An 11,512-nucleotide genomic window follows, 5' to 3' on the forward strand; every position below is an offset into this window, starting at 1 on the left:
GCCGCGCACAAGGCAAACTGGCGTGGTTGCTCAGGATGTCTAGGGGGACTGCATGGACGGTGTACCGGACGGTGTACCGCGCGTACCGGAGCAGCGGCGTTCCGACTCCTCGGCGGAGCCGCCGAAGTCGCCGGAGTCGGTGGAGTCGGGGGGATCGACGGCGCGGGCGGCGCTGCGCTTCGGCGTGCTCGGACCGGTGCGCGCCTGGCGGGGCGACGAGCCGCTCGCCACCGGTTCCCCCCAGCAGCGCGCCCTGCTCGCCGCCCTGCTGCTGCGCGAGGGCCGTACGGCCACGGCCGCCGAGCTGATCGACGCCCTCTGGGGCGAGGAACCGCCCTCGCAGGCCCTGGCGGCGCTGCGCACGTACGCCTCCAGGCTACGCAAAGTGCTGGACCCAGGCGTCCTGGTCAGCGAATCCGGCGGGTACGCGGTACGGGACCTCGGCGACGGCGCCCTGGACGTGACCGTCGCCCAGGACCTGGCGACCGAGGCGGAGAAGGCCCGGTCGGCCGGCGACCTCTGCCACGCCCGCGAGGTGCTGCGGCAGGCCCTCGCCCTGTGGGACGGGGAGACCCTGGCCGGCGTGCCGGGCCCCTACGCGGAGGCACAGCGCGTCCGCCTGGAGGAGTGGCGGCTCCAGCTCGTCGAGTCCCGGCTGGACATGGACCTGGAGCAGGGCTGCCACGCGGAGGCCGTCTCGGAGCTCACCGCCCTCACCGCGGCCCATCCGCTGCGCGAGCGGCTCCGCGAGCTGCTGATGCTGGCGCTGTACCGCAGCGGCCGCCAGGCCGAGGCCCTCGCGGTGTACGCCGACACCCGGCGCCTGCTCGCCGACGAACTGGGCGTGGACCCGCGCCCCGGCCTGAGCGAACTGCAACAGCGGATCCTCCAGGCGGACCCGGGTCTCGCCGAGCCCTCCTCACCGGCCCCCGAGCCGGCCGCCGTCCCGGTCCGTCCGGCCCAGCTGCCCGCGACGGTGCCGGACTTCACCGGGCGCTCCGGCTTCGTGCGCGAGCTCGGCGACATCCTGGCCGCGGCCGAGAACCGGGTCATGGCGGTCTCGGCCCTGGCCGGCATCGGCGGCGTGGGCAAGACGACCCTCGCCGTGCACGTGGCCCACCAGGCGCGCGGGGCGTTCCCGGACGGGCAGTTGTACGTCGACCTCCAGGGCGCGGGCGCCCGGGCGGCGGATCCGGAGACGGTCCTGGGCTCCTTCCTGCGCGCCCTCGGCACGGCCGACACGGCGATCCCCGACTCCCTGGAGGAGCGCGCGGCGCTGTACCGCTCGGTCCTGGCCGGCCGCCGCGTCCTGGTCCTGCTGGACAACGCCCGCGACGCCGCCCAGATCCGTCCCCTGCTGCCCGGCACGGACGGCTGCGCCGCACTGGTCACCTCCCGGGTGCGGATGGTGGACCTGGCGGGTGCCCATCTGATCGACCTGGACGTGATGTCGCCGGACGAGGCCCTGGCCCTGTTCACGAAGATCGTGGGCGAGGAGCGGGTGGCGTCCGAGCGGGAGGCCGCCCTGGACGTGGTCGCGGCCTGCGGCTTCCTGCCGCTGGCGATCCGTATCGCGGCCTCCCGCCTGGCGGCCCGCCGGACCTGGACGGTGTCGGTCCTCGCGGCGAAGCTCGCCGACGAACGCCGCCGCCTGGACGAACTCCAGGCCGGCGACCTGGCGGTGAAGGCCACCTTCGAACTGGGCTACGGCCAGCTGGAGCCCGCCCAGGCCCGCGCCTTCCGCCTGCTGGGCCTGGCCGACGGCCCGGACATCTCCCTCCCGGCGGCAGCGGCGGTCCTCGACCTTCCGGTCGAGGACACGGAGGACCTCCTGGAGTCCCTGGTGGACACGTCCCTGCTGGAGTCGGCCGCTCCCGGCCGCTACCGCTTCCACGATCTGGTGCGGCTCTACGCGCGTGCGTGCGCGGAGAGGGACGAGCAGACGCCGAGTGAGCGCGCGGCGGCACTGTCGCGGCTGCTGGACTTCTACCTGGCGTCCGCGGCCGGGGTGTACGCGATCGAGCGGCCCGGCGACGGGCTGGTGGACCGTCTGGAGCCGGCCTCCTATCCGGGCCTGCGGTTCGACAGCCGGCACGCGGCGCAGGACTGGCTGTACGCGGAGGCCATCTGCCTCCTCGCGTGCGTACGGCAGTCCGCGGGGTTGCCGGACACCCTTCCCCGGGCGATCGACCTGTTGTGGGCCGCGCACGACCTGTCCGAGTCGGGCGCCAACTCCCGGGAGTACGAGGCGACGGCCGAGGCGCTCCTGGACGCGGCGCGGCAGTTCGGCCTCGCGCGGGCGGAGGCCCGGGCGCTCATGACGCTCGTCAACGTCCACCACGTCGGCGGCCGCTTCGAGCGGGCCGACCAGGAGGCGGAACGGGCCATCGTCCTCGCGCAGCAGGCCGGCGACCTGCTTCCCGTCTGCTGGGCGACCAACGCACGCGGCATCATCGCGCTCTACCAGAACCGGCACGAGGACGGCGAGGAACACCTCTCCCGGGCCATCGAGCACTTCCGGGCCCTGGGGGACCGCCCCGGCGAGGCCGCCGCGCTGTGCAACCTCTCCCGGATCCACCTCGCGACCGGGCGGACCCAGAGCGCGGTCGCCCTGGCCCAGGAGGGCATCGACATCTACGACGCCATGGGCAACTCCATGCGCGGGGCGAACGCCCGCTACGCCCTCGGCCTCGCCCTCACCCAGAGCGGTGAGCTGGGCGACGCGGCCGGCCGGCTCCAGGAGGCGCTGGAGGTGTTCCGGGACAGCAGGCAGCGCCTGTGGGAGGGCATGAGCCTGTTCCGGCTGGCCGAGGTGGATCTGGCCGCCCGGCGTCCCGCACAGGCCGCCGCCAACGCCGAGATGGCACTGACCGTGCTGCGCGGCATCGGCGGGGACTGGCGGCGGGGCAACGTCCTCACCGTCCTCGGCCGCGCGCTCAGCGGTATAGGGCAGACCGGCCGGGCCCAGGTGTGCTGGCAGGAGGCGGCGGCGATCTACGAGGAGCTGGGCTCGCCCGAGGCCGCCGAGGTGCGCGCGCTGCTGTCGCCGGTGCGGGCGGCCTGAGGTCCGGGGCACGCGTTCATCATTCGTTTATCGCTCCCCGCCATGCTTGAGGCAGTCGATCCGTCGCGTCGGGGGGCAGACGGGTCACTGCGCAGGGCCTGCCACCACGGAACTAGGGTGAGCGGCCCGGGCGGGTCCGCACGGCCACCCTCGGGGGAGTGACCGGGCGGGCCCGCCGACCACTGCTTGATCCATGCCAAGGGGAGTTGACGATATGGGCGACGAGCTCAAGCCGCAGGACCTGCACGCCACGGGCGGCACGGACGGCGAGGCCTCGACGGAGGACCTGCACGCCACGGAAGAGGGGGCCGTGAAGAAGCAGGACCTGCACGCCACCGACGAGCCGCTGGAGACCAAGGACCTGCACGCCACGTCGGAGCCCTTCAAGCCGACGAAGTAGGCGACCGGCGCAGGCGACGGGGGAAGGCGACGGGGGCGAGCAAGCCACCTCCACACGGGGTTCGGCCGCGGCGGCGCGGAGGGGGAGCCGTCGCGGCCGAGGTGTGTCCGCGATGACCTGGGTGCCTCGCGGAAGCCCGAGAGTTATCCACAGGCCGCCAAGCCGTACCGTATTCCTGCGATCTTGGCGGCATGGAGGAACGGAAGGCGCTGCGGGAGTTGGCACAAGGCGGCGTGCTGCTCACCTGCCGCGCCCTGGAAGCCGGTTGGCCCGCGCGGAGCCTCACTCGTGCCCTCAGGTCGGAGGGCTGGGGCCGCCTGCAGTCGGGTGCCTGGGTGGAGCCGGGCCGGGCCCCGGACCTGCCCACGCGGCTCCGAGCCGTCCAGCTGCTCAACCCCCGACTTGTCGTGAGTCACCGTTCCGCTGCCGCACTGTGGCGTATCGAAACCCTCACCCCGACCGCCGAGGCGTGCCTGGAGTTCATCGACCCGGCCCTCAGCTTCCGCGGCAAGGTCAAGGACGTGCGCGTCCGTCGGACGCTCCTCGAGGGCGGGGACGTGGCGTTGCGGTACGGCCTGCGGCTCACGAGCCCGCTCCGGACCGTCGCCGACCTGCTTCGCTCGCTCCCGAGGGACGACGCGCTCGTGGCCCTGGAGTCGGCGGTGACCTACCGCCGGGTCGGCGGGGTGCGGCGGGCGCCCCTTGTCGCCGTGGACGCGGTGGTGGCGGCGCTGGCTTCCCCTTCGCAGGGTTCGGCGAGAGCCCGCCGATGGCTCGGCCTGTGCGACCCCCGGGCCGGGTCGCCGGCCGAGACGGTGGCCCGCCTGCGCATGGCCGACGCCGGCCTCCGGCCCGAGAGCCAGGTCCAGCTGTTCACCCCTCTCGGCCGACGAGTCGTCCTCGACTTCCTCTTCCGGCGTGAGGGTCTGGCGGTCGAGATCGAGGGGTACGCCTACCACGGCACACGCGAGGCTCACCGACGGGACGTCTCCCGCTTCAACCAGGTCCTCCAGTGCCCCGAGGTGCGCAGCCTCCTGCGCTTCACCGCCCAGGACGTGTTCCGTAACCCGGACCAAATGATCAAGGAGATCCGCGCGGCCTTGCTCGCTCCGGGGTGAGGGGAGGGGGATCGGAGCAGGTGGGCCAACGGGTGACGGACACGCCCAGGTGCGCTGTGGCCGGCGGCGCCCAAACGCTCCAGTACCCGTAGCTGACGGGTCGTCAGATCAGCGCTACCGTGGGCCCATGGACACCCACGAGAGCACGTTTCCGCTGATCATCTCCGTGGACGACCACACCGTGGAGCCCGCGACCGTCTGGCAGGACCGGCTCCCGGAGAAGTACCGGGGCGTCGGTCCCCGGATCGTCCGTGCGCCCGTGAAGGAGATGACGTTCCTGGGCGGGCGCTTCAAGCCCGTGATGGGCGCGCCCGGGGACGACGGTCCCGTCGGTGACTGGTGGGTCTACGAGGACCTCCGCCGGCCCCTGACCCGCCTGGACACCGCCGTCGGGTACGACAGGGACGAGATACGCCTGGAGGTCATCACCTACGAGCAGATGCGGCCGGGCTCCTACGACGTCCCGGCGCGGCTCGCCGACATGGACGTCAACCACGTCCAGTCCGCCGTGTGCTTCCCGACGTTCCCGCGCTTCTGCGGCCAGACCTTCACCGAGGCCAAGGACCACGAGCTGGGGCTGCTCTGCGTCCGTGCCTACAACGACTGGATGGTGGAGGAGTGGTGCGGGCCCGAGGCGCACGGGCGGCTCATCCCGCTCACCCTGATCCCGCTCTGGGACCCCCAGCTGGCCGCCGAGGAGGTCCGGCGCAACGCCGCCCGCGGGGTCCGTGCCGTCGCCTTCTCCGAGATCCCGCCCTACCTCGGGCTGCCCTCGGTCCACACCGATGACTGGGACCCCTTCCTCGCCGCGTGCGACGAGACCGGCACGGTCGTCGCCATGCACATCGGCAGCAGCAGCCGGATGCCCTCCACCTCCGCCGACGCCCCGCCCGCCGTCAGCTCCACCATCACCTTCGCCAACTGCTGCTTCTCGATGGTCGACTGGCTGATGAGCGGCAAGTTCGAGCAGTTCCCGAACCTCAAGGTCATGTACGCCGAGGGGCAGATCGGCTGGATTCCCTACATCCTGGAGCGGGCCGACGTCGTGTGGGAGGAGAACCGCGGCTGGGGCGGCGTCGCCGACAAGGTGCACCGGCCGCCGTCCGAGTTGTTCGCCGAGCACGTCTACGGCTGCTTCTTCGACGACGCCTTCGGGCTGCGCAACCTGGACGCGATCGGACTGGGCAACGTCCTCTACGAGACCGACTATCCCCACTCCGACTCCACCTGGCCCAAGTCCCGTGAGGTCGGCGAGGCGCAGATGGGGCACCTGGAGCCGGACGTGGTCGAGCGGATCGTGAGGCGGAACGCGATCGAGTTGCTGGGCCTGACCGACGACGGACTCTGGGACGGGGGGCGGTGAGCCTGGCCTACGGGATCCAGCTCCCGGTCCAGTCCCAGAGCACGATCTACGCCGAGCCCTGGGAAGCCGCCGCCGGGCCCGAGGACCTGCTCGCCGTGGCCCGTGCCGCCGACCGCGCCGGTTTCGCCTACCTGGCGTGCTGCGACCACGTCGCCATCCCGCGCCGCCTCGCGTCCGCGATGAGCACGGTCTGGTACGACCCGGTCGCCACTCTCGGCTTCCTCGCGGCGGCCACCGAGCGGACCCGGCTGCTCAGTCACGTCGCCGTGGTGGGGCTACGGCATCCGCTGCTCACTGCCAAGCAGTACGCCACCCTCGACCATCTGTCCGGCGGGCGGGTGGTCCTCGGGGTCGGGGCCGGGCACGTGCGGGAGGAGTTCGAGGCGCTGGGGGCCGACTTCGAGCGGCGCGGCGCCGTGCTGGACGAGTCGATCGACGCCCTGCGCGCCGCCCTCGGGCCGGAGGAGTTCCCCGAACACCACGGCAAGTTCTACGACTTCGAGGGGCTCGGGCAGCGGCCCCGCCCGGCGCAGGACCGGATCCCCGTCTGGGTCGGCGGTTCCTCGCCGGCCGCTCTGCGGCGGGCGGCGCTCAAGGGCGACGGCTGGCTGCCGCAGGGAGACCCGAGGGATGTCATGCCGGACCGGATCGCGCGGGTGCGGCGGCTCAGGGAAGAGGCCGGGGTCGAGGGGCCGTTCACCGTCGGGGCCATCGCCGAGCCCCTGTACGTCGGGGCGGCGGGCTGGGACGTCGGGCGGCGGACGGTCAGCGGGCCCGCCGAGGCGGTCGCCGAGTCGCTGCGGGCCTTTTCCGCGATGGGAGTGGACCAGGTCCAGGTGCGGTTCCGCAGCCGGAGCCGGGCCGAACTCGTCGCGCAGATCGAGCAGTTCGGTGAGGAGGTCGCGCCCCTGCTGCCGTAAGCGCGTTCCTTGAAAGCTTGAACATGTCCACGTCGATCTCCGTATGTACGGACGTACGGACACGTACGGACTCGTACGGCTTCGGCGGAAGGACACAATGGCGTGCGCACTTCCCGGAAACTCTCCGTCGCCCTCGCCTGCCCGGAGGGCCCCTGGCCGCATCCCGACTGGCCGTCCCCGGACGACCCGTACGTCGAACGGGCGGTGAGCCTGCGTCCGCCCCCGCCCTTCCGGGTCCCGGGCGGCGTCGACGTCGTCGTCCTGCGCTGCGCCGAACCGGTCGACGCACTGCGGCAGTTGAGGGCCGGCGGCGTGCCGGTGATCGTGATCGGGCCGGACCGGGATGCCGAGACCATCGTGGAGGTGTTCCGGTCCGGCGCCGGGTACCTGGTCGAGGGCGACTACTGCACCTGCATGCTCTCCTCGGCCGTCGTCGGGGCCACCATCGGGCACACCTACCTCTCCCCGGCGGCCTGCGCGGCCCTGCGCGAGGGGGCCCGGCGGGCGTCCACGCAGGACACGGCGCTGGAACGGCTGCGCGGGCGACTCTCCCCGCGCGAGCGGCAGATCATGGAGCTGCTGTCGACCGGGCTGGGCGCGCAGGAGATCGGGCTGCGGTTACGGCTGAGCGAGAAGACCGTCCGCAACAACCTCAGCAACATCTACGCCAAGCTGGACGCACGCGGCAGCACGGACGCGGTCCTGAGGTGGCTGGGAGCCGCGCCCGTGCTTCGCATCTGAGAATCTCGGGAAGCGGTTCTTCTACTCCGCTCTTCTACTCCGCCGGAATCTCCGACAGCGGGATCTCGACATCGGTGACGTTCGCGCCGGCCGCACCGAATCCCGGTTCGGACCGCAGGGCGCGCGTGGAATTCTTCAGACCCGACGCCTCAGGCGTTCCGCACTTCACGTTGCGCAGCCACAGCCGCCCGTCGGGAGTGCCGTTCTTCAGGATCTGCGGATAGAAGACGTGCACGCTCGTGGCGCCCTCGCCCGGGGAGAAGAAGACCTTGCCGCCGTCCTGCGCCTCCTTGTACGTGGCCTTGAGGTAGCCGCTCACGTCGGTGCGCTTCGCGGACCACATGAAGAACCCGACGCTGTCGGGCTGCACGGTGTCCGTCCTGCTGAACTGCAAGCTGGTCGTCTTGTCGTCACGCGTGATGTTGATCTCGGACGTGCTGAACTTCGCGCCGATCTCGAAGAACGAATTGCCGAGTTTCGTGTCGGCGCCCGCGGTGAATCCGTCCTCCAGCTGAGTGGTCCTGGTGACGGACGTGCTCACGTTGAAGGTCTTCGAGGCGGTGCTCGTCGATCCGCAGTTGTCGGTCACCGCGGAGACGCGCTGATTGGGGCCGAGGCTGTTCCGCTTGAACTGGACGTCGACGAACTCGCAGTTCTCCAGCTTGTCGGAGTCGGCCGCGCAGTCGGCGGTCACTTCGGAGGGGGTGGCGGCACCCGCGGGATTCATCAGCGGTACGGCCACCGCGACGGCCGCGACCGGGGCCAGGGCGAGGGTGATGCGCTTCTTCTTGCTCCGGTGGCTTCTCGAGCGGCCGATGCGTGTCATGGGGTTCTCCTGTGGGGGAAGGAAGGCTGCGGTTGTGTGGGGGAAGGAGGGCTGCGGTCGGTCAGCGGTCGCTCAGCAGTCGCTCAGCAGTCGGTCAGTACGGCCTTGGAGGTGCCGTCCACGACCCCCGGGGCACCGGCCGCGCCCGGCAGCACGACCGGGCCCTCGACGACCTCCGGCGCCACGAAGTTCTGTTCCGGAGTGGCATTGGTGACGGTCGTGGCCTCACGGGCGTCGATCCGCACGCGCCATTCGCCCGTCATGCGCTGCATCTTCGGCGTGAACTCCATGTGGAGGACCTTGCCGACGGGGACTTCCCGCTGTTCCGTGTCGCCGGCGGTCGCCGACCTGACGGTCATGTCGAGCGTGCCCTTGTGCTTGACCCAGGATCCGCTCAGCGCCCCGAAGAGCCCTCCGGCGCCGCCCTGCTGGGTGGAGGTGTACTTGCCCTGGCCCTGTGCGGTCGTCGCCTGCCAGGTGACCGACACCTTCGCCGGTTCGGTGGCGTCGGGTTCGCAGTTCGGGAAGTCGATGGAGGCCTTTTCGGCCGGTCCGTCGAAGGTCTCGAACTTCGTCTCGACGAAATCGCAGTTGTCGGAGGCGAAACTCGGTCCGGCGATCGGGTGGCCGCCGAAATCGGAGATGGACTGCTGCTTTCCGTTGAGCACCTTGGCCCGCTGGCACATCGTCATGATCTGCTCGGGTGTCTTCTCGTCGGCGGCGTTCGCCGACGGCAGCAGCACCGTGGCCACGGCGCCACCGGTCACGAGAGCCGATCCGATCGCGACGATCCTGATCTTCCTGTTCTTCAGTCTTCTCTTGGCCATGGGCCCGATCCTGGAAGGTCCCGACCGGCCTCGACAGGGTCAAACATCCCTACTTGCGGGTTACGTGAGATTCGCCTCAGCAACGGCCAGGTCTTGCATCTGACGCTTCGTCAGGTATGTCGGTACGATGCCCAGTCCACCGTGTCCACCGCGCGAAGGGGGCTGCCATGGGCAAGCTCGACGGACGGGTCGTCATCATCACCGGAGCGGCGCGCGGCCAGGGCGAGCAGGAGGCCCGGCTCTTCGCGGCCGAGGGCGCCCGGGTGGTCGTCGCGGACGTCCTCGACGACCAGGGCGAGGCCCTCGCGAAGGAGATCGGCGCCCGGTACGTCCACCTCGACGTCGGCCGGGAGGACGACTGGCGGGCGGCCGTCACCGCCACCGAGGAGGCGTACGGCCGGGTCGACGGGTTGGTCAACAACGCCGGCATCCTCCGCTTCAACTCCCTCCTCGACACCGCCCTCGACGAGTTCATGCGGGTTGTCCAGGTCAACCAGGTGGGCTGCTTCCTCGGCATCAGGGCCGTCGCGCCCGGCATGGCGGACGGGGGCACGATCGTCAACACCGCCTCGTACACCGGTCTGACGGGCATGGCGGCGGTGGGCGCCTACGCGGCGAGCAAGCACGCCGTGGTCGGGCTGACCCGGGTCGCCGCGCTGGAGCTGGCCGGGCGGGGGATACGCGTCAACGCCGTCTGCCCGGGCGCGATCGACACGGCGATGTCCAACCCGGCCCGGCTGGACCCGGCCGCCGACGCGGAGGAGACGGCCAGGGGGCTCGACCGGCTGTACCGCAAGCTCGTGCCGCTGGGGCGGGTCGGGCGGCCGGAGGAGGTGGCGCGGCTCGCCCTGTTCCTGTCGTGCGAGGACTCCTCCTACATCACCGGGCAGCCGTTCGTGATCGACGGGGGCTGGCTGGCGGGCGTGAGCGTCATCTGACCCGCCGCTCGGGCCTCTGACGACCTGTCAGCTATTGACGCTCCCGTGGAGCGGTGGAACAGTCGGAGCCATGTATCTGACGGCCCGTCAGAACAGACTCGTGGGGCGGTGAATCTCCTTGGAATTCGGGGTCTTCGTACAGGGATACGTGGGCAAACGGGCCGAGACCGACCCGCTCGCCGAACACAAGGCGCTGATGGAGGAGACCGAGTACGTCATCCAGGCCGACAAGTCGGGCTTCAAGTACGCCTGGGCGTCCGAACACCACTTCCTGGACGAGTACTCGCACCTGTCCGCCAACGACGTCTTCCTCGGCTACCTGGCACACGCCACGGAGCGGATCCACCTGGGCTCGGGCATCTTCAACCCCCTCGCCCCGGTCAACCACCCGGTGAAGGTCGCCGAGAAGGTCGCCATGCTCGACCATCTCAGCGAGGGGCGGTTCGAGTTCGGCAGCGGCCGGGGTGCCGGCTCGCACGAGATCCTGGGGTTCATGCCGGGGGTGACCGACATGAACCACACCAAGGAGATCTGGGAAGAGACCATCGCCGAGTTCCCCAAGATGTGGCTCCAGGACGAGTACGCCGGCTTCCAGGGCAAGCACTGGTCGCTGCCGCCGAGGAAGGTCCTGCCGAAGCCGTACGGCAGCTCGCACCCGGCGATGTGGTACGCGGCCGGGTCGCCGCCGTCGTACGCCATGGCCGCGAAGAAGGGGCTGGGCGTGCTCGGATTCAGCGTGCAGAAGGTCTCCGACATGGAGTGGGTGCTGGAGCAGTACAAGACGGCGATCGTGGACGCCGAGCCGGTCGGTGACTTCGTCAACGACAACGTGATGGTGACGACCACGGCGATCTGCGCGCCCACGCACGAGGAAGCGGTGCGGATCGCGGCGAACGGGCAGCTGCACTATCTGCCGTCGCTGGTGTTCCGGTACCACGACACGTTCCCGCGGCCCGAGGGGTTTCCGGTGTGGCCGGAGACGCTGCCGGAGTACACGGAGGAGTTGGTGGAGGTCCTCATCGAGGAGGAGCTGCTGATCTGCGGGGATCCGGACGAAGTGCTCACGCAGTGCAAGCGGTGGGAGCAGGCGGGGGCGGACCAGTTGAGTTTCGGGCTGCCGGTGGGGGTGCCGAAGGAGGAGACGCTGCAGACGATTCGGCTGGTCGGGGAGCATGTGATTCCCAAGATCGATACGGATCCTGTGCATCGGACTTCGCGGTTCCGGCAGGGGGCCTGAGCGTTCGTTGGCGGGGGCGGCGTGCGTCGTGGCTGGTCGCGCAGTTCCCCGCGCCCCTATAGGGCAACGGTCTCAAGG

General features: G+C 71.0%; 10 protein-coding genes. 8 read left to right on the plus strand and 2 right to left on the minus strand.

Going from position 1 to position 11,512, the window contains the following annotated elements; translation table 11 throughout:
* The first annotated feature begins 52 nt into the window (after window positions 1-52).
* From afsR to ACZ3I3_RS08410, 6 genes are all read left to right on the plus strand, one after another.
* Window positions 53-3,064, plus strand: coding sequence for an SARP-family global regulator AfsR (afsR, locus tag ACZ3I3_RS08385; RefSeq protein WP_467363562.1), 3,012 nt, complete (start codon window positions 53-55; stop codon window positions 3,062-3,064).
* Window positions 3,065-3,278: 214 nt separating this feature from the next.
* Window positions 3,279-3,464: a hypothetical protein gene (locus tag ACZ3I3_RS08390; RefSeq protein ID WP_356925993.1), complete on the plus strand. Its 186-nt coding sequence runs from the start codon at window positions 3,279-3,281 to the stop codon at window positions 3,462-3,464.
* A 191-nt stretch (window positions 3,465-3,655) separates the two neighbouring features.
* Window positions 3,656-4,582: a hypothetical protein gene (locus tag ACZ3I3_RS08395; RefSeq protein ID WP_467363564.1), complete on the plus strand. Its 927-nt coding sequence runs from the start codon at window positions 3,656-3,658 to the stop codon at window positions 4,580-4,582.
* 127 nt (window positions 4,583-4,709) lie between these two features.
* Window positions 4,710-5,945, plus strand: a complete 1,236-nt coding sequence (locus ACZ3I3_RS08400; RefSeq protein WP_467363565.1) for an amidohydrolase family protein — start codon at window positions 4,710-4,712, stop codon at window positions 5,943-5,945.
* Window positions 5,946-5,947: 2 nt separating this feature from the next.
* Window positions 5,948-6,865, plus strand: coding sequence for an LLM class F420-dependent oxidoreductase (locus ACZ3I3_RS08405; protein ID WP_467364002.1), 918 nt, complete (start codon window positions 5,948-5,950; stop codon window positions 6,863-6,865).
* 102 nt (window positions 6,866-6,967) lie between these two features.
* Window positions 6,968-7,606 (plus strand): LuxR C-terminal-related transcriptional regulator, encoded by a 639-nt coding sequence (locus ACZ3I3_RS08410; RefSeq protein WP_467363567.1) that lies wholly within the window; start codon window positions 6,968-6,970, stop codon window positions 7,604-7,606.
* A gap of 34 nt (window positions 7,607-7,640) precedes the next feature.
* On the opposite strand, the gene ACZ3I3_RS08415 is transcribed toward ACZ3I3_RS08410, so the two are convergent.
* Window positions 7,641-8,432, minus strand: a complete 792-nt coding sequence (locus ACZ3I3_RS08415) for a hypothetical protein (RefSeq protein WP_467363568.1) — start codon at window positions 8,430-8,432, stop codon at window positions 7,641-7,643.
* 83 nt (window positions 8,433-8,515) lie between these two features.
* Window positions 8,516-9,259: a hypothetical protein gene (locus tag ACZ3I3_RS08420; RefSeq protein ID WP_467363569.1), complete on the minus strand. Its 744-nt coding sequence runs from the start codon at window positions 9,257-9,259 to the stop codon at window positions 8,516-8,518.
* A 167-nt stretch (window positions 9,260-9,426) separates the two neighbouring features.
* Between ACZ3I3_RS08420 and ACZ3I3_RS08425 the strand changes: the two genes are divergently transcribed.
* The gene (locus ACZ3I3_RS08425; RefSeq protein ID WP_467363570.1) at window positions 9,427-10,197 is read left to right on the plus strand and encodes an SDR family NAD(P)-dependent oxidoreductase; all 771 of its coding nucleotides are present in this window, start codon (window positions 9,427-9,429) and stop codon (window positions 10,195-10,197) included.
* Window positions 10,198-10,315: 118 nt separating this feature from the next.
* Window positions 10,316-11,434 (plus strand): LLM class flavin-dependent oxidoreductase, encoded by a 1,119-nt coding sequence (locus tag ACZ3I3_RS08430; RefSeq protein WP_467363571.1) that lies wholly within the window; start codon window positions 10,316-10,318, stop codon window positions 11,432-11,434.
* Window positions 11,435-11,512: the final 78 nt, after the last annotated feature.

This window comes from Streptomyces sp. NPDC016851, from assembly GCF_055562795.1.

Coding starts and splice junctions, on each gene's coding strand:
- afsR (WP_467363562.1), top strand. CDS start 53: ATGGACGGTGTACCGGACGGTGTACCGCGCGTACCGGAGCAGCGGCGT.
- ACZ3I3_RS08390 (WP_356925993.1), top strand. CDS start 3,279: ATGGGCGACGAGCTCAAGCCGCAGGACCTGCACGCCACGGGCGGCACG.
- ACZ3I3_RS08395 (WP_467363564.1), top strand. CDS start 3,656: ATGGAGGAACGGAAGGCGCTGCGGGAGTTGGCACAAGGCGGCGTGCTG.
- ACZ3I3_RS08400 (WP_467363565.1), top strand. CDS start 4,710: ATGGACACCCACGAGAGCACGTTTCCGCTGATCATCTCCGTGGACGAC.
- ACZ3I3_RS08415 (WP_467363568.1), bottom strand. CDS start 8,432: ATGACACGCATCGGCCGCTCGAGAAGCCACCGGAGCAAGAAGAAGCGC.
- ACZ3I3_RS08420 (WP_467363569.1), bottom strand. CDS start 9,259: ATGGCCAAGAGAAGACTGAAGAACAGGAAGATCAGGATCGTCGCGATC.
- ACZ3I3_RS08425 (WP_467363570.1), top strand. CDS start 9,427: ATGGGCAAGCTCGACGGACGGGTCGTCATCATCACCGGAGCGGCGCGC.